The organism is Pseudocitrobacter faecalis (genome assembly GCF_965231525.1).
GTDB classification, from domain to species: Bacteria; Pseudomonadota; Gammaproteobacteria; order Enterobacterales; family Enterobacteriaceae; genus Pseudocitrobacter; species Pseudocitrobacter faecalis.
This window is the reverse complement of sequence record NZ_CBDDNJ010000003.1, coordinates 1-18,304: the sequence shown is the minus strand read 5'-3', so window position 1 is coordinate 18,304 and position 18,304 is coordinate 1. Positions and strand designations below refer to the sequence as shown.

Below are 18,304 nucleotides of genomic sequence, written 5' to 3'. Positions count from 1 at the left end.
TTCCCTCTATCTATCTGGAATCTTGATGCTCTTATTCTTTCACAGCCTCTTTACATATGAATCTATATTTAAAGATTCCAGATATATTGGATATGGCATCAAAGATTCCAAATGCCTCTTTACCACCGTCTCTCGATGCTGGAGGGCAAGCGGTTCTCGATGCGAGGGTAAGGTCTGTTTATCTGAGCCTATCCGTGCAGCGTTCCCATAGGTTCCCTTACTCAACGATCAAAAAGCCACCGAAAAGCAACCTATATGCCCCTTTTGGGCAATTACACAGGCCATCTGTCCCCGCTTTTAGCCTTATTCTCTATCCAACACGCGGCAAGCAATCGAAAAGCAATCTAAAAGCAATCTTTGGAGGATTTCATGAGTCAATTTGTTCTGGGTTTGGATATTGGTTACTCCAACCTGAAAATGGCAATGGGGTATAAAGGTGAGGAAGCTCGCACAGTCGTCATGCCGGTGGGGGCAGGTCCATTGGAACTGATGCCACAACAGTTAACTGGCGGTGCAGGGACCTGCATTCAGGTTGTGATTGATGGAGAGAAATGGGTTGCAGGCGTCGAGCCTGACCGATTGCAAGGATGGGAGCGTGAGCTTCACGGCGACTATCCTTCGACCAATCCATACAAGGCTCTTTTCTACGCTGCACTCCTGATGTCCGAGCAGAAGGAGATCGATGTGCTGGTGACTGGCCTGCCTGTTAGTCAGTACATGGACGTAGAGCGCAGAGAGGCGTTGAAATCTCGGCTTGAGGGTGAACACCAGATCACGCCAAAACGATCGGTAGCGGTTAAGTCTGTCGTGGTTGTACCTCAACCTGCCGGTGCTTACATGGATGTTGTAAGTTCAACCAAAGATGAAGACCTCCTGGAGATTATCCAGGGAGGAAAAACCGTTGTAATTGACCCTGGGTTCTTTTCTGTAGACTGGGTAGCTCTTGAAGAGGGAGAGGTCCGCTATCACTCATCTGGCACCAGCCTCAAGGCGATGTCGGTGTTGCTACAGGAAACGGACCGGCTAATTCAGGAAGACCACGGCGGTGCCCCTGGCATCGAAAAGATCGAGAAAGCTATTCGTGCCGGTAAGGCCGAAATCTTCCTCTACGGTGAAAAGGTATCGATCAAAGACTACTTCAAGAAAGCCTCAACCAAAGTCGCTCAAAACGCCTTGATCCCTATGCGGAAGTCAATGCGTGAGGACGGGATGGATGCTGACGTAGTTCTGCTGGCTGGCGGCGGTGCCGAGGCTTACCAAGATGCGGCCAAGGAGCTTTTCCCTAAGAGCAGGATCGTACTGCCCAACGAATCCGTGGCATCCAATGCCAGGGGCTTCTGGTTCTGCGGCTGATAGATAGGAGGTCGTTGTGGCTGGTAGCAAATGGGATGGAAAAATATCTAATCTGAACATATCGGAGCAAGCCTTTCCGGAGCTCTATCGTGAACTGTCCCAGATGCAGCATAAGGCGCGTAGTGATCGGCTCCGCGCCCTTGCTCTATTGGGTCTTTATTCTCTTCGATTTTCTGGCAACATTGGGTCTTTTGAGCAACAGAGTTCAGAGAGTCAACCTGCACAGCATCAAAATTCGCCAGTGCAGACTGACGCAAAACTGAACTCTCAACGTGATTCACTTAAAGGAAAACTGATGGGCTCCGTATGACATGAAAGACCACGAGGAGTTCTCTACGCTATCAGCGGCTGAACGTAGAGAGTTAATAATCGCAGAGTTAAAGCGTAAAAGCCGCATTCGCACCCTGTTGCGAGGACTCCCGTTAGATGAAGTTCGGGAGATCATTGACAGAATGAAGGGCGTTCTCAATGAACTGGAGGAAGAGTACAAAAAGCGAGAAGAAGAAGAAAAAGAAAAGCGAGCTCAGGCTGAGCGAATAATGAGCGACATGGAATCCTGCGGTGTGGACATCGGCTTGCTCAACGAAATGTTCACGAGCAGATCAGAACCTGATAATGCTAAATATTCAAAAGACGGAGTTTCGTGGAGTGGGCAAGGACGTCGCCCGGATGCTTTCAAGGGGTTGGGAGCTGTCGAGCTGGAGCGCTACCGTATCCCACAGAAGAAGTAAAAAAATGAGCGCCGCAAAGTTTGGGCGCTCATCTTCTGGTCCGAAATGTCATAGTCTACTCAAGCACACTCTTTCTCCCCACCACCATGCCTTCCTTGTTCTTTGCAGAACGGACATTCAACGCAGGTTCTTTGATTAACAGAGGTGAAGTACGTACACTTGCAGTTGTCGCACACCTCCAGCATTGCGTCCCCACTTCTCAGCTCCGAAGCAAGACACCAGGCATCAGTAATATCAAACGGAGCCCACCGAGCACCTTTCATTCCGGGCACTTCTTTGCGGATTGCGTGATACATTCTAAATGCCTTGTTCAAGGCTTTGATGTTCACAGACCGCAACACGGCTTCTCCACCAATGTTGAAGTAGAGCTGCATTAGAAGAGAGGCCTGTATCTTGGATGTGTGACTATGAATCAGTGTCGCACCACCCCGGAAAGTTCTGGATTTTCGTTCCAGAGTATATCCGTCCCTCTCCAGATCCTGGTAAAGCCGTCTGACCTGTTTGTAGGTCAGACCAGTCTCGATCATGATGATTTTTGTGATGTACCCAGCAAGGGCCATGTGTCGAGCTGTAACCCAGCGACCCAATGTACCAGAGTTGCCAATGTTCATCTCCACCTCCCACGTCCCTGTAGAGACTGTTGCAGTTTTTTCAATACCGGGTGTGTTAACTCTTCCCGGCTGTCATCGAGAATTTCTTCAATGATGCTCGGAGCAAAACGAAGCGTAAAATGCGTAACCGTTGTTCCAGACATGTGGCGCAACTGGCTGTCTGTTGCCTTAGCCACCAGCTCCGCAAGCTCTCTCGAAACCCCGAAAACTTCCTTTGCCATCTCCGGGTCTCTCGATGCGACGCGGTTAAATAGCAACCAGTAGGCAGCATCAAATTCATCAACACTATGGTTGATAAAAACTACAGGGTCGTAGTCGCCAGAGAGTCGCGTGATGATGTTCTGCTCTGCTGTTTCGAGTTTGAAAGAGATCAACACGCCAGAGGCCAGAGCTTCCAATTGGGAAGGTGTTGCCAGTGACAGCTTTTGAACGGTGTCCATGCCCAAAGAAAATTGTGAGGCCGCATCATCTGGACGTTCTTTTGCCAGAGTGGATAGCAGGTTCCACAATGTCAGATCGAACTCGTAGACGTTTCTATCAGCTTCTTCTTGATCGAGGTTGACGGCTCTTGCATCCCACGCACCAATAATATCCAGTTCCAACATTCCGCCCCCCTCACAAATCACGAAGGTTGCGATAGATAGCCAAGACTCGGCTACCATAGTTTCTGGCTCGGATTTCGTCTTCCCAGGCGTGATAGCGGCCAACGCCAAGCTCCAAGTCATTTGGAGATGACTGAATGGCTTCTGATAGCACCTCTGCCCCAACCATGACGTTGGTCTCTGGGTCGAGAAGATCTGCTGGAGAAGAAACTCTATGACCATTCCACCGGATGCTCACTTGCATAAACCCGACATCAATGGCACGACCGTACTGCTGCTGAAACTCAGCGAGCTTAGCCTTTGCCTGATCTTCCGACTTAGCATAGAAAGGAAGCCCAGGAACGCGAAGCGTCCAAGGCCAAGGACTTATAGAGCCATTACCTCTCCCTGATGCAGATTCGGCCAATGCGACCGAATACACTAGAAGAGGGTCGAGGTTATATGCTTTCGCTGCTTTGTCGAAGATGGTTCCGCTCAGGTCAATAGCATTCGCTGTTGATGAAAGGAGAGCCGCAGACAGAACTAGCGCCTTGGCTTTGTTCTTCATCAGCTTGCCTCCTTATGTCTGAGGGGTATTTCGTGTTCTTCGTCGTACCGCTCCGGCCAAATCTCAGACGGCTTCACACCCAAAGCTGTAGCTATCTCATGTTCCCAGCGTGGACTGGGCTTATAGAGTGCCGTAGACACCACCTGCCGAGATGTTTTGTGTTTTCTGCCCAATGCGGCCAGAGAAAGCCCCTGGATCTTGAGTTTGTACTTGATCCACTCACGTTTCTTCTCTGGGTCGCTTGGGATGTCTATCAATTGGCATTTATCCATTGTTTGCCACCCTTTAAACTGCGTTGTTAGCCATACAAAAAGTGCGTTATTCGATGAACGCTTTTAGAGTTCTTCTATTGTCACAAACTGACACATTTTGCGCCTTTATAAGCCCAAATAATGATGCTGTTAACAATAAAAAACCTTTAAAAACATACACTTAACTTTGTGCCGACGGAACAAAGTTACAATACTTTTAGTAATCAATGGGATACGGATATTTTTGCGATAGTAATGGAAAGTGCGCCAAAAGAATGGCGGAAATAGCGCACGGGGAGTGCGGTATTTTGTGATATTAAATAGCGTTTAGGTATAAGTGATTTTAGGGATACAGCGAGGGCTGAAATTGCGAATACAGCAGGAGCTGAGGAGGGCAGGGAAGGCAAAGGCGCATCCCGACCACACAAGGATGATGGTGTTTACAGAAAGAGATATTTGAGAAAGAGAACTCTGCGGTGTTGCAGATGGGGACCAAAGCGTTAGCAATGGCCTATTCCATAGTGTATGCGATTTGTTTGACATGTTCAACTATGTAATGCTTTGTCAATAAACGCCTTGTTCCGTAAGGGCAAACTTTCACATGTGAAAGTTTGAGGGCAAATTCTAATCGAAGAAGTTGCCAATGGAATGGTTGTTTAGCAAAAAATAGTCAAACTTTCACAGTTGCATTTTTTGATGCCGTGGTAAACTGGAGGTAAAGAGTAAGGGGGTTGATATGAAACATGTGGTCAATATTCTTCTGCTGGGAATGGTGCTTCTGGGAATAGCCATGATGGCTGACACACCTTGGGGACTTGGTGTGGCGCTGGCTCCCTTCGGCGTTTGGGGTGCTCGTTTCCTATTTCTGGTTCACAAAAGCCTTTGGGCTGCTGTTATCTTTTGGGGAGGGATCGCTTACTTCCAGTGGCAAGTTGCTTTGGTTGTCGGGGCTCTGTTTGGACTAACGTGCTTTATCCGCGTTGCGCGGTCAGCATATAAAGAGGCACCACCTACCCGGCGCAGAAAAAAACAAACTGGTGGGTTTCAAGATTCCTATGATTTTGACCAGCGCTTCCATATTGGAGCTGGAGACGAATAAGGGGGCCTGCTGGCCCCCTTATTATTTGGTTGGTCTTTTAGAACCTTTGATTTGCTATGTTGTACCCCCTGACGGCAGTCAAATAGCTACCTGAACGGTCTCCAGCTTCCGTCGAGTTCTGCAATACGTTTACCAGCTTGTCCGTAAACTCTTCGTTTTGCTGAGAAAGAACAGGCTGACCTCCTTGCATCATCGGTGAGCCATCCGGGTTACGTTCTGCATACTCCATTTTCAGATTCTGAACAGCCTGGTTCATGCGACCTTCGTTTGTGTCAAACGATTCGGCATAAACAGCGGCTTGGGATTCAGTCAGCCCATAACGGCTTTGAGCGATAGACTGCATCGTTTCTTTGAACTCATCACCGTACTGGTTCATAAACTGCTGCGCGGCTCCACCACCAGCTTCTGCGGCAGAGGATAGCGCTGCTGCATAGAACGCGCCGCGTTCCTCAATGCTCATCCCTTTAGCGGCTTCCGATAGATCAGATTTACCAGTTAACCACTCCTTCGCTGCATCATAGCCGCTTGCAGCAGCTCCCATGACGTTGCGGCCAAGTTTAGCCATACCGACCATCGCATCACCGGCCCAGCCAAACTCCTCTTGCACGGCCTGGTCGCCGCGTTGAGTGGCCGCGATGAATTGGTCGCGTTGTTCAGGTGTCATCGTTCTCATTTGATCCATCGCTCTTGAGAACGCATCAGCGCCAGCTTGACCACCAGCAATGAGAGCTCCACCTGCTTGTTCAGCTCTGCGGCCCATCCAATCACTGGAGTTGTCCCACGCTCCCCACGCCGAAGCGCTCCAAGACATTTCCGGAAGCGAGTTCATAAGGTTATCTTGGGCTTTTTTCAGTTCAGGAGCAGATACATTTCGCTCTGTTTGCTGTGCTTGGTTATGAAGAGCTGACGTACCGGCTGCATGTTCATTTTGAACAAGGGGGCTATTCGTTGGTAACTGCCCAGCTTCTGATGCCGGATTAGTTCCAGCCATCCCAGCCACATTCTCCCGGAATCCGGTTGGGATGTTAGGTCCACTGCCTACAGCCCCTTGAACCTGACCTGGTAGGCCTTGAACATTCGGGCCTTCAATGCCGTTATTTCCGTAAGCATCACCACTAAATGCTCCGTTGCGACCGGACGCGGTATTGATCGCCTGTAGTGCGGCTTGATACCCGCCAAGCTCCTTACCCTGTTCGTAATTTTTGGAGTTGGTCATTGCTGTCATTCGCGCTGCTGCCTGGGCCACTTGAGGAGACATTCCGTAGGCTTGGTATCTTTGCTGTAGTGAAGCCGCCTCGTCTTTAACCGATTGCGGCGCGGCATTTCGGAAATAGTCATTCAGTTGGTTCATGGCCGCAGGGGTTTGTGCTACTGCACCACCGAGAGTTTTAAAGTCGGTATTAGTCATGGAGCCCATTTGGTTTTGGAGCTGACTCATTGTTGTGAAGGTGTCCGATGCAGACACCAGTTCAGAAGCGGACTTGGATAGGTTCTGGGATAAGCTATCGCCCCAGGTTTGCTTGAATGACTCGCTTCCAGAACGGCTGAAACCCTGCGCTAATTGATTTGTCAACGCCTGGCTATCGGTTTGCGAATAGCTCACACCCTTCATGAACTGGGACACATCACTCGCTGACCAGCTTGAAGAGTCTTGAGTTGATGACTCTGTTGCTCCCTTCGCTTGCGCTTTGATGTCCAGGACATCACTGCCGCCGCCTGATTCGCCATTACCACCAGCAGGAACTAGGGCTGTACTGTTTGATTTCACACCAGCAGCGGCCTTCATTGCTGCCCTGGCCTTGCCAACCATAGGCATAAGCATGGACGCAGCTTCGTCAACATCGAGTGTGCCCATAGCCTGCATGGCAAAAGCACCTTTGACAGCATCAGAGTGGCTATCATCCACCTGGAACTTATCCATGAAGTTCTTGGCTTGCTGGTTGATCAATTGGCTTTGAGCTGTGTTTTGCGACGAAACGTTGCGCCCGACATTGGAGAGTCTTGAATAGGCTTGATCCTGACTTACTCCATCAGAAAAACCTCGACCAAGAGTGCTTTGGAAAGCCTCCGATTTCTGACTTTGTAATGCCTGTGCGGAGCTCACGCCTGATGCCAAGGTGGAGCCAAGCGAGAAGGTACTGATCATGCTTTCTGCGCCGTTTGCAATCGCACCACTGAACTGGTTGTGATTGTACGCTGGCTGACTTTGCATAACCGGACCTTGCTTGAGTAGATCTGGCGTTTGCATCTTTTCGTCAACGTGGTCAGAACCACTTATTCTCGATGCCAAGCTGGTGAAGGCGTAGGTGCTACCTGTGACGATAAACAGGGAAATCACCGGAGTGGCCGCAGCCAACATGCCGCCGGTTGCAATCCAGTGTTGCAGAACATCTCCAGTTGAGGAAAGAGCGTACATGGAGTTGAGACCACCAGCACTGAGGCTAGACATCTCATTTGACGCGGCGGTATGAACAAACAGGTTTATAATTGAGAGGACTGGCATCCATAGCTGAATCCAGAGGATGGTTTGTACATATTTCCCGGCTAACTGGAGGCCGAAGCTGCCCATCACGATAATAAAAGCAATGATCGGGGTTATAGCATAAATAAAGCCTTCAAAGAACGTCAGCATTGGTCGGACGACGGTCATGAACATCGACTGCTCTGCGGCCCACTGTGTGTTCCGTTGCTGAATAGCCTGGTTGACCATCAATGCAGAGCCATAATCCTGGAGGTCCTGATAACGTCCTGCTGCGGCTTCATAATAGAGGGGCTCCAGAACGGCGGCTTTCAGATAGTCGATTGATGACGTAGTTGTGGCACCCATCGCTTGAAGCGAATCGGTCAGCTTCGTTAGAGCGTTGTCTCCAGTTGACGTGTCAATACCCAGTAGGCTGTTAAGAGCATCAACAACAACCGGGCTGCTTAGGTTGGCGGTTGCAGTGCTAATAGCCACCCATCCGTCAGTACATGTGTAGTCAGCGCCGTCAGGGTTTGCTGTAGACAAATACAACCTAGTTCCGTAGAGCTGTGAGTTGAATCGCAAAGCTGAGTCAGTTGAACGGTTCATCAACTCATCAAGGGACATTAGGTTGAGATCGACTTTGGTTAACGTGCATTCCCGAATGTAATTGTTCCAGGAACGCCTCACGTCAACATAGCCGCCTCCATTTGCTGAGTTAAGCGCAGTAAAAACTCCTGTGTCATAGGCTCGCCGTCTGACGTCATTCAACAGTTTCAGTGTTTCGGAAAAGTGGCTTTCCGTGACATTGGGTACGATTACCCCATATCCAGTTTCAAACAAATTGGTGATGGTGTATCCCACGTTGGATATGACACCTCCAGCAAAGCCTACCCCAATAGGGACATTGGCGACGACTCGAACCTGCCCTGTATAAGCGTCCTCGATAGTCACAGTTGTGGTTGGGCCGAAGAAACAGGCATATAGAATCCAACCTACCAGCACTTGCTGGAGGTTGATTTGCTTTGCGCCCTGAAAGACGGACTGAATACAGATCATCAAGACCCCAAGAAGCAGGCCAATACTGACCATCTTCTCGAAATCCCCGGTGCCGGTGATCATTGATACTGCAATCAGGATTTGCTCCAGAAAAGCAGAGTCACCGATAGAGTGGATTGAAAAAGATCCCATTCCAATAGCTCCTTAGTTCGTGCTAGGAGGATTGGACAAAGTTGCCAGCATGTATTTTTGCTTGCGGATGTTGTCCAGTAGGTTGTTGTATTTCTCAATTTGGCTTGCCAGATCGCCGTATTGAGAGGACAGGATTGTGTATTCAGCACGGATTTGCTGTTGCGATTGCGCGAGAAGCTCTAGTGCCTCTTTCTTGTAGGGTGATTTGCTGTTAGCCATCGCAATGCGAGCTGCGCGGAAGAACTCTTCCGAGAAGCTATACATCATGGTCAGGGCTATCGCTCCTGATGACTCTGTTGCGAACAGGTTAGCGCCGTCCTGTGAAAGGACAGACAAGTTACGAACAATGGTGCCAATCCCTCCGGGGAGGTTAGAAACAAAGGCCTTTTCTGGGTCGGTTAAGGTTCCAGAGTTCGTTGCGTATTTGTAGATCACACCAGGTGTAGAGCTTGTTCCTAACAGCATATCGGTGATCTGGTTCTTGATACCTTTGAGCACGACAGTTTTATTGCTGGAGCCAGCACTCAGGCAGTTGGTCGTATCAGAATCACAGGAATAGATCTCAACAGAACCGCCTGAAATCAGGTCTGACAAGGTGATCTTGTTACCTGGTAGGGTCGTCAGAGGGGTTGTTTTCGCACCAGTGCCGGTTGAGTTCGGGTCGTTTACCAGATCACCAATGATGACTGTGCCGGTTAAAGACATGATCGCTTCAAGAAGGGTGTTATCCCCGTACTGGAACCAGGTGTTGGCGTTGTTGCTCTTGAGTTGCTTCCAGACGATGTTGCCAATCATCTTGTTGTATTCGTCAGGTTTGTTGGCTTTCAGTTCTTCCAGAGGACTCTTGCCGCTGGTTTCCTGCTTGGACCCGAAGAAGTCTTCATACAGGCCGGAAGTTGTCGCGGTTATAGAAGCATCAGTTTTGTGTTTAAGGTCCATGCCGCTGGTTAGGTCGTTCACGAAACCTTGAGCGAGCTGGCAGGAGTTGCCCAGATGTTGGTTGAGCGCTTGCACTTTCTTCTGGAAGTTCTCTATCCACTTCGCTCCGTCCGGGAAAACGTTATCGAGCGCAAGCTGGAAGGCATAGCCCTTGGCGTTGGCTGCTACAGCCCGAAGGAGTTGGACAATTTGATCCGCGTTAATGAAGGAAAGCGAACCGCCGAACAGATCTACACCACCGCAACCAGCTTTCCATGATGGAGGGGCAAAGCTCACCAGGTTCTCGTCGAAGATTCGTGTCTTTGCAGTGAACCGGCCACCAGCTAAAACGCCACGTCGTTGGCTTTCATAAACCCCAGGTGGTGTTGTGTTGCTCATTTCATTGAAGAGTTTGTCCATCTGTGATTGGAGGCCGTTAGCGGCTATCGCCCCTGTCGGTGCCATGACGAGACTGGCCGCCACACTCAGGGCAAGCAGGCTCCTTTTTAATGTCTTGTGCGTGACCATCTTAGTTCTCCTGTAATTTGTCCCGGATGTACTTCATGAGTTGTTCCGGTGGCACAAAGTTGTCTTTATCACCGCTCGCTTGAGATAGCTGTTTGAGGTCAGAGCCCAGCTCTGGTGAGGCCAAGCGTTCGGCTATGTTGTTTTCCAGGTTGAGTACCGGACGTGTACGGTTAAACTCTTCGTCTGTGACCCAACCATTGCGTTTTGCTGCGACCAAAATCCTGTGATTCAGCTCAGGAAGAGACATTGGCCCTTGTCCTATAGGAGCGAACTGACCGTCTGGAGATGCGAGGTAAACAGCAGGGAAAGTTACGATACCAAGTTGTTTGGCATGGCCTTCATCGGTTTTGTAATGGGGGAAAAGCCCACTGGGGAGTGGTTTGCCGTCCATAGATACAGGAATGATCGAGAATCCTTCTCCTTGTTCCAACATCTTGATGAGCGGTGCTTGCAAGTCACTGTAGTCATCGTCGGACTTGTAGAAGAAGAATATCCCTACGCGTTCGGCTACGCTTTTGAGTAGCATGTTTTTGGCGTTACCAGCGTCACGATCAACTTGTTGTGAGGCAAACGTGGCAGCAGGACGTCGAGTAATTTCATCCAAGAAAGGATCACCTACGACCGCCAGCTCTGTAGCATCGGAAAATTGTTCAGAGCGATCTATCGCAAATCGTTGCAAGTAGAGAAACGTCCTGACGTTTTCAACGGTAGGATTGTTCCAAGCAAGGTCTTTGTACTTGGGTAAGTTTTCCCGGAACCATTCCGCTGAGAACATTTCTGGGCCGCTCGGAAGCGGAGCAGCAGGCTTAGGCTGTGTAGGCTTCGCTTCTGCCACAGGCTTTGGTTTGGGCTTTTCGGGTTTTTTCTCTGGTTCTTTGGGCTCTTCCTTGTACCAGAACCAACCCTCTTCCTTTCGCTCATAAAAACCAGGTCTTGTGCCATCTTGAGCCCAAGCCTGGTGTGATGCCCCCAGCGTGAGCGCTGCAAGGAGCAGTAAATTCAAAGGTGATTTTTTCATAGTCTCACGCACGTATTTTCCCATGCTCGATATGGTAGAGGTGGGAGGCGTGAAATTAGGCAGGTGTAAGCGCCCATTTAGGGCGCTTAGAGCGTTTTATTTGTCAACTTTCACATGTGAAAGAATTGACCAAACTATTTGGTCGTGTCCTCTTCAACTTCTGTCGCTTCTGCGGCCATCTTCATCTGCTTCTCGACCATGCGTTTTTGGGTGATGTAGCGGATAACCATCTCGACAGCGCTGTTCAACGCAAGGATTCGCATCGCTCTGGTGGATGCAACGTAGAGCAGGTTTATTTCATCGTCACGGGCCATTGGGTCGAGCTCTGGGTCCAGGACATCCGGAAAGTCGTCATAGAGCTGAACAAAGTCCCACTCCAACCCTTTGCACCGATGAGCTGTTGAGACCGTAATGTCAGCCCCAAACTCTTCTTTGACTGTATTGCGTCGTAGAGTGGTGAGTCGTTCAGGGATTTCATCGTAGCTGTTGATGATCTTGACAGCCCTCATCATCTCAGGGTCTTTGGTCGCCTTCGCTACTTCTTGATACTCGAAGTAGTCTTCATACTCATCAAGCAGTTTCTTATTCTTTACCCGGTCTGGCTCTGCCATCGAAAACCAGTACAAATCCTGGAGCTCATTGATCTGGTAAGCGTCGATTCCACCGACCCAGAATACCTGCGCTCCGGATTCGGTCGCAGAGAGCGCCGTCTCTATAACCCCCATGACGGTTCGGTGAAGTATTGCGCGGTGGCCCACGTCACCTGGTAAAAACATGAGTACCTGATCTGCTGGTCCCCGGCCAACAACAGGTCGTGTTTCACCTTTGAGTTCAAGAAGGGCGTTTGCCACCAGCGAAACGTTGGGGCCAAAGCGGAAGCTATGAGTGAGATAGAGTTGGTCGGCGTTCATGAGCTCTTTGCTATCAAGGGCGTTGTTTGCGCCTCTGAACCTATAGATCTGCTGGTGGCGATCTCCAACCAGGATTACCTTGCAGTTCTGCTGTAGGACGATGCTACTTGTTACGGGGTTAGCGTCTTGTGCTTCATCAAAAAGAATGGTGGTGTACCGGCGAGACAGATTCGGCATCCCGAGCTGATACTGTTTGAGGTAGCAATCGTGTACGGTCGGGAACGGATCTTGAACGTTTGTCATCCGTTTCCATATGAGCTCAGCACCTTCGACCACCTGGATTTGGTATCTCTCCTGTTTGGACGTAAGCACTTTACCCGTATCGGCGCGAGCAAAATGCGTATAAAGAATCCGCATGTCTGCACTACACATAAAGGCGTTGAGCGTATCGAGAATATCTTTGGCAAACGTCCAGTTCTTGGTATTCACCGCTTGGGCAATATCGGTGAGCCTTAGGTTGCCGGAGAGTTTGTGCTGGTAGCCCCTTCCTATAGTGGCGTAGGCAAGCTGGTGGGACGTTTTGCAGTCTACGTTTGCAGGAAACTTTTCTCTTGCCTCGTCGCGGATAGCCCTGTTGTATGCCAAGTAGAGGATACGTGAATCGAGGTTGTTGTGGGCGTACTTCACCAGTGTCGTGGTTTTACCCGTTCCAGCGTAGGCCTTAACGACAAGGCGAGGCCCTTTGTACTGAGTGATCAGTGATTGTTCTGGTGTGTCAGGAGGAAGTTGTTTCATGAGGCCCCCTACGACAAACACATCTGGAGAGTGATGCGCTTCTTTTGTGTCGAGAGGAACGTACTGATCCGCTTTTCTTCTCGGGGGAGGGATACTTCACAATCCAGATCTGTCCACCAGTCTGGGGCTTTACCTTGAGCCACCTCCGTAACCCAACTATGGAGACGGTGTAACCAGCGATAGTCGCCAATAGATGAGGTGGCTAGTGTCATAGCCTCCTCAATCTTGGTTTGAAGAGCCGCAGCTCTGTGTCGCCACTCTTCTGAATATTTAGCCTTTCGCGCCATCAGTTTTCCTCTTTCTTTTTCCCTCCCTTACCAGCTTTAGCGAGCTCTTGCTCCAACCCAGAAATTTTGGTCAGTGCATCATTGAGTCTTTGTTCGAGGCTCTTGGCCTGCTGGTCTTTTTCCTGCAACTGACCAGCCATCATGCCTTTGTCTTGAACAAGAGCGCGAGCTTCTGCTTCGGCGCTGGATAATTTGGCGTCCAGCTTTTCTACCTCTCCAGATAGGCGCTGGCACTCTCGTTCAGCGGATTCGCCATGAGCTTTGGCTGTGGCAAGGGAGTCCTGTGATTGGGCCAGTTTGGCCTGTACATTTTCGAGCTGCTCTTTCAACGATGTTTTTTGTTCCTGAGCGGCCCGGAGCTTTTCTGTCTGCTCTATACTCTTGCCTTTTTGCTCCTCCAACTCACCCTCTGTAGTTGCCAATTTTTGGCTCAAAGAGCGATTTTCGCTTTTAGCTTGCTCCAGGTGATCCTGTGCTCGGGTCAGATCTGCGGCTTTCGCCTCCAGCTTGCCCTCCAACTCAACGATCCGCTTTTCCAGCTTATCAATGTCAGCCAGTGAGCGTTCTAGCTCCGCAGACTTGAGGGATAGCGAGTTTTCTGCCTTACCAAGGGCCGCATCGAGCTCTGATTTTTTGTTGGTGAGAGCTTCAAGTTGTTCCTCCAGTAGCTCAGCCCGTTCGGTGGCATCATTTGCCATGTCCACGGCTTGCTGCATATCTTCCTGGTACTCAATTTCTTTCTGTCGTAGCAGTTCACGCTCGCGCTCAAGCTGTTCATCGGCGCTTGCTTTGGCTACCGTATAGATCTTCTGTAGGAAGAGCTCAGCATCGCTCATAACCGATTCTGGAAGGACTACCTCTACCAGCTCTTCATCGAGGGAGTGTTCCTCTGACCACTGTTTGAGATACGTTGAAATGGTGGTAAAGCTCCCCTTGCCAATGATGTCTCTGATAGCGATGACCGTTGGGCGTTTACCGGCGTCCTTGAGCTTTTGGGCCGCAGCCGCTACATCGTCAAACTCAACCAATTTTCTTGCCATGAGAACGTTCCTTTTAATTTGTAATGTTTACGATAATTACGATAATACGGTAATTATCATAATTATATATCATGCTGCTGTCGATTGGAATTGTTTGGGGTTGTGTGCCCATTTCATCGAAAAGTCCAAAGTTTGCTCCTAGCCCTGTAATATCAAGGGCTACAGATAGTGTGTTATACGACAGTATTAACACTTGATACTATTACATTGAAAAATTAAAGGTTCTAATTTCCTCAGTAAGGAATTATCAATAAATAAAGATAGCGTTCGTTTAGATAATTCATAGGCCAATATATATGTTTTGACGAATGTATTTCCTTGGTATATCTTACACACATTAAATATAGGAGAAAGTATGGAACCACTACTGCTGTTTAAAATTTTAGCCGACCAAACCAGACTGGATATCGTGCTACTGCTAAAAGCATCTGGTGAACTGTGTGTTTGCGACATCTATACGGCCTTGAATTTATCGCAACCAAAGACTTCTCGACATCTAGCAATGCTTAGAGAGTCGGGTCTTTTGCTCGATTCAAAACAGGGTAAATGGGTTCATTATCGATTATCTCCAGCATTACTACCGTGGGTGAAAAGTATCATTGATGTCACCTATGCCACAGAGAAAAATAGAGTTGCAGATTTACTCAAAAGCTTAGAGACAAAAGAACCTGCGAGTAGCTGTTCTATATAAAAATTTTTAAGTTAACATATTCGAAAAAACATATATAAGGTTGAGATATGAAAAAATTAGAAGTATTTGATCCCGCATTATGCTGTAGCACTGGTGTTTGCGGAACCGAAGTCGATCAAGCATTGGTAGACTTCGCAACAGGGGTTCTAGGGATTTTCCCCTCTAAAGTAACATAAATCGCCATAACCCAAGCAGTTAGTGGCTTGTGGAGCTGGGTTACCTTTCATTTTAGACTTCATTTTGAACAATAGGCCTAGTTATTTCCTGTAAATCAGGTAGTTTGCGGTTACTAGCGAACTGATAAGTGCCGCTTAGATTAATATTCTGCCATGCAACGGGTGATACTTGTCGAGTTATTGCAGCTTTTTCCTCGTCACCAACGTCTTCAAAGTGCAGTAGTAGATGACTTAGGATCATCGAGTTAAAGTAAATAATTGCATTTGCCGTCAAACGGGCACACTCGTTCCAAACGACTATTTCTGATTCGTTTTTTCCGCGGAACTGGTCACGATTGACCGATGCAATGGCTCGCCTGAGGAAATGCCAGGCTTCGCCTCGGTTCAGTGCTCGTTGAACATATTGGCGCAGACTTGCATCATCAATATAATCAAGTAAATATTGGGCTTTGATGAGCCTATTATATTCCGTTAATGCTTGTAATATAGGGTGTCCAGATGGATAACCAGATAATTTGCGTACTAGCAATGCCTGTGTTGTGCGTTTTTCTTGAAGGGATAACACAATACGCTGAATATCCTGCCAGCCTTCCTCAATCACATTCATTTTTATCGGCTTTTTCAGCGCCAGATGCGTATTTCCGTCGTCGCTTTCAGTTACGTTAAATAGGTCATTGATCACACTGGTGAACTGAGCATACCTAGGCGCAAAACTATAACCGCATAAATCCAATAAGGCATAATTAACATGATTAACACCATGGGTGTCGGTTGAGAGTACGTCAGGCTTAAGATCACTAGTATTAGATTGTAGTAAGTCGTAAATATAATGGGACTCATGCTCATTAGATCCTATTATACGGGCATTTAACGCACTATGATTGGCAACTAACGTCATGGCCGTAATACCTTTGTTGGTGCCGAAGTATTTCGAGGAGTAGCGAGTTTTAAAAGTCTCAAGGTGAGTTTCAAATTTTTGCCCATCGGTACTGGCGTGTAGGACGTCTTCTTGGATGTGATAGTGACGGAAAATAGGGAGTGCCGCTACTGCGTTATTGATGATATCACTTGCCTCTTGCAAGGTTTCAGGCCTAATATAATTAGCTTGTATAGTGCTTAGATGATCATAACTGCGATCAGATATTTGTGCCATCCCATATACGCCACGATGTGTCGCATTCGCAATGAGAATAGCCAATAAATCATCCTGATTGGCGCCTACTTGTTTTTGGATTGGCAGCACGTGTGCGAAGCATTGCATAAAGTTGGTTTCTTGTTCAACATAACGCAACACATCAGCAATACTGACGGGGATCATCTGTTTAAAGAAGGGGTTGTTGACAAATGATCGGGAGCCTTTAACTGGCAGTCGCCATCGTGCGCCACTTCGGCTCTTCATGATCACATTGCGGTTATCACCATTATCAATGTGACGAGCAACATCTTCTAGGGATGTTGCTAAGCGTATTTGTTTTACTTGCAGTAGCTTCTGAATCGGCTGCTTTAGCTTTTCCAACGTTGACGATGCCAATAGATCAGACTGTATTGACGATGCAATTAAGTCGTCTTCTAGCGCACGATATTTAGTGACGTTTGATAAGTAAATTCGACCATTAAGCCGAGAAGCCAGTTGACGGTAAAGCAACCATTCGTATCGCTGTGGATGAACAACATCGTTGTTGAGTAACCATGGACGATGTTTTTGTTGGATAAGTGTACTATCCATTGTTTGCAATGTATTACCTGCTAATAGTTCTGTTTTTGTGGTTCTGAGCTGTGTCACCAATACTTCTGAGCCTTTACCTGCTTGGCATTCAAGACATAGAAACACGGGCCTTAATAACTGTTCAAGTAAGGTGTTTTGATCATCATAATATTGCCATTGATATTCTTCTACTGTGCGTTTTTGCTTTTTTAAGTACAGGCATAGCGTTTCTATATCTTGGTTATTCATTACACTTAATGCTTGTTGCCTAACCGTTGCAAATGGTTGATTATCGTCGATACTGTCATCAACAAACAGATGGAGTAATTCTGCAGCTTTGGTGACATTGTCCGCAGCTGACCTCCATGAATCAAACACTGCCTGTTGGGCAAACGCATGCGCAGCTTCTTGTTGTTTCCGGATATGATGAATAAAACCATCAGTCAGTCGCTCTAAGCTTTGCCGTATGCGTTGAGTCAGAAAACACAGCAACCATAGGTGTTGCTGTGGACGCTTAAAGCGTTTTAGTTTACTACCATAATAATCCACCATTTCACCGAAGTGTTGTTGGTTTTTAGACGATAAGGCTAAGTCCTTAACAGCATCATCAATCTGTCTTGTATAAGGCTGTAACTGATGATAAACAATCAGTTCTTTTTTTAGCTCTGTCACCATAACGCTTTTTGCACCTGCTCGAAGCTGGCTTAAGGAGAGCCCATCTTTGTCATCGATAATAGTATTTAGAAATCCGTGTAGTTCAGATGAAACATGAATACGAAGCTTATTATTTAACGTCTTCTTGACCTGTTGGATAACACGACTGATAAGCTTTTGTACGACAGTATATTTAGGGATGGCAATTCTATGCGTTGCTAGATATTCAGCGGCTGCATCAAATAGATAACGAGGCTCAAGCCAAGCTTTGCCGACCATTACAAGATGATCGTACAACGGCGCAAAGTGCAGACTTTCTTCCCATTTCTGATAGTTTAGTAGCCTCAGTATTCTTTGATAAATACGGTCACGCTGCATCTTATTTATGCTGAAAGGCCTGAGCCCTTTGCCTCCTTGAACTTGCGTTGAAATAAACTGCATATCGTTAAAGATGAGGTTAAAGCTAGGTGAAAGAATGACAGGCTTAGACTTAAAATACCCTAATAACGCAATGAAATAGCATCGATGGCTCCTTAGGCGAATGCTTTTCGACTCTGTTAACTCGATCTCGTTTTGCGTAAAATACAATCGTTGCTGTTCAAGGGTTAATAGTGGCGGAGAATATAGATCAAGCTGCTCAGCTTTGGTAAGAATTGAGAGTTCGTTTTTTATAGCCATAGGAATTACGTTAAGTTTAAGGGGTAGTTAACCTCATAATTTGCCATACTTTGGAGAAGTAACCCACCTTTGTATGCCTTTAGATATCGTGAGTATGGCGATTTATGTTACTTTAGA

The 18,304-nt window shown here is 47.8% G+C and carries 15 protein-coding genes and 1 pseudogene; 6 read left to right on the top strand and 10 right to left on the bottom strand.

Going from position 1 to position 18,304, the window contains the following annotated elements:
* Positions 1–369 precede the first annotated feature (369 nt).
* Genes ACOXYR_RS23760 through ACOXYR_RS23750 form a run of 3 tightly spaced genes read left to right on the top strand, consistent with a single transcriptional unit; the run spans position 370 to position 2,084 of the window.
* Entirely contained in the window at positions 370–1,353 is a 984-nt protein-coding gene (locus ACOXYR_RS23760; protein ID WP_000077458.1) for a ParM/StbA family protein, read from the top strand.
* 16 nt (positions 1,354–1,369) lie between these two features.
* Complete coding sequence (locus ACOXYR_RS23755) at positions 1,370–1,663, top strand: hypothetical protein (protein ID WP_000919078.1); 294 nt, start codon at positions 1,370–1,372, stop codon at positions 1,661–1,663.
* Between the two features lies 1 nt (position 1,664).
* Positions 1,665–2,084: an H-NS family histone-like protein gene (locus ACOXYR_RS23750; protein WP_000651490.1), complete on the top strand. Its 420-nt coding sequence runs from the start codon at positions 1,665–1,667 to the stop codon at positions 2,082–2,084.
* Between the two features lie 59 nt (positions 2,085–2,143).
* Here ACOXYR_RS23750 and ACOXYR_RS23745 read toward each other — a convergent pair whose 3' ends face one another.
* Genes ACOXYR_RS23745 through ACOXYR_RS23730 form a run of 4 tightly spaced genes read right to left on the bottom strand, consistent with a single transcriptional unit; the run spans position 2,144 to position 4,116 of the window.
* The gene (locus ACOXYR_RS23745; protein WP_001020646.1) at positions 2,144–2,695 is read right to left on the bottom strand and encodes a FlhC family transcriptional regulator; all 552 of its coding nucleotides are present in this window, start codon (positions 2,693–2,695) and stop codon (positions 2,144–2,146) included.
* Positions 2,692–3,300: a hypothetical protein gene (locus ACOXYR_RS23740; protein WP_000891157.1), complete on the bottom strand. Its 609-nt coding sequence runs from the start codon at positions 3,298–3,300 to the stop codon at positions 2,692–2,694. The genes ACOXYR_RS23745 and ACOXYR_RS23740 overlap by 4 nt, the downstream gene beginning before the upstream one ends.
* A gap of 10 nt (positions 3,301–3,310) precedes the next feature.
* Positions 3,311–3,844, bottom strand: coding sequence for a transglycosylase SLT domain-containing protein (locus tag ACOXYR_RS23735; protein ID WP_000790610.1), 534 nt, complete (start codon positions 3,842–3,844; stop codon positions 3,311–3,313).
* Positions 3,844–4,116, bottom strand: a complete 273-nt coding sequence (locus ACOXYR_RS23730; RefSeq protein ID WP_000356489.1) for a helix-turn-helix domain-containing protein — start codon at positions 4,114–4,116, stop codon at positions 3,844–3,846. Before ACOXYR_RS23730 ends, ACOXYR_RS23735 begins: the two co-directional genes overlap by 1 nt.
* Before the next feature lie 715 nt (positions 4,117–4,831).
* Between ACOXYR_RS23730 and ACOXYR_RS23725 the strand changes: the two genes are divergently transcribed.
* A complete protein-coding gene (locus tag ACOXYR_RS23725; protein ID WP_000683483.1) occupies positions 4,832–5,194 on the top strand; it encodes a hypothetical protein in 363 nt (120 codons plus the stop codon).
* A 37-nt stretch (positions 5,195–5,231) separates the two neighbouring features.
* Here ACOXYR_RS23725 and ACOXYR_RS23720 read toward each other — a convergent pair whose 3' ends face one another.
* The 5 genes from ACOXYR_RS23720 to ACOXYR_RS23700 form a co-directional block, all read right to left on the bottom strand.
* Positions 5,232–8,846, bottom strand: coding sequence for a conjugal transfer protein TraG N-terminal domain-containing protein (locus tag ACOXYR_RS23720; RefSeq protein WP_000534551.1), 3,615 nt, complete (start codon positions 8,844–8,846; stop codon positions 5,232–5,234).
* Between the two features lie 12 nt (positions 8,847–8,858).
* On the bottom strand, positions 8,859–10,292 hold the full coding sequence (locus ACOXYR_RS23715; RefSeq protein ID WP_000256129.1) for a conjugal transfer protein TraH: 1,434 nt from the start codon (positions 10,290–10,292) through the stop codon (positions 8,859–8,861).
* Between the two features lies 1 nt (position 10,293).
* Positions 10,294–11,310, bottom strand: coding sequence for a conjugal transfer protein TraF (traF, locus tag ACOXYR_RS23710; protein ID WP_000749520.1), 1,017 nt, complete (start codon positions 11,308–11,310; stop codon positions 10,294–10,296).
* 134 nt (positions 11,311–11,444) lie between these two features.
* Positions 11,445–12,956 carry a UvrD-helicase domain-containing protein gene (locus tag ACOXYR_RS23705; RefSeq protein WP_000811656.1) on the bottom strand — a complete coding sequence of 504 codons (1,512 nt, stop codon included), beginning with the start codon at positions 12,954–12,956 and terminating at the stop codon, positions 11,445–11,447.
* A 286-nt stretch (positions 12,957–13,242) separates the two neighbouring features.
* Positions 13,243–14,283, bottom strand: a complete 1,041-nt coding sequence (locus tag ACOXYR_RS23700) for a DNA-binding protein (protein WP_000101568.1) — start codon at positions 14,281–14,283, stop codon at positions 13,243–13,245.
* 355 nt (positions 14,284–14,638) lie between these two features.
* Between ACOXYR_RS23700 and ACOXYR_RS23695 the strand changes: the two genes are divergently transcribed.
* Together ACOXYR_RS23695 and ACOXYR_RS23690 are read left to right on the top strand one after the other, a co-directional pair.
* On the top strand, positions 14,639–14,974 hold the full coding sequence (locus ACOXYR_RS23695) for a metalloregulator ArsR/SmtB family transcription factor (protein ID WP_421355904.1): 336 nt from the start codon (positions 14,639–14,641) through the stop codon (positions 14,972–14,974).
* A 47-nt stretch (positions 14,975–15,021) separates the two neighbouring features.
* Positions 15,022–15,120 (top strand): annotated as a pseudogene (locus ACOXYR_RS23690) (arsenic metallochaperone ArsD family protein); the annotation flags it as partial.
* Between the two features lie 82 nt (positions 15,121–15,202).
* On the opposite strand, the gene ACOXYR_RS23685 reads toward ACOXYR_RS23690, so the two are convergent.
* Positions 15,203–18,187 (bottom strand): Tn3 family transposase, encoded by a 2,985-nt coding sequence (locus tag ACOXYR_RS23685; RefSeq protein WP_042849130.1) that lies wholly within the window; start codon positions 18,185–18,187, stop codon positions 15,203–15,205.
* Between the last annotated feature and the right edge of the window lie 117 nt (positions 18,188–18,304).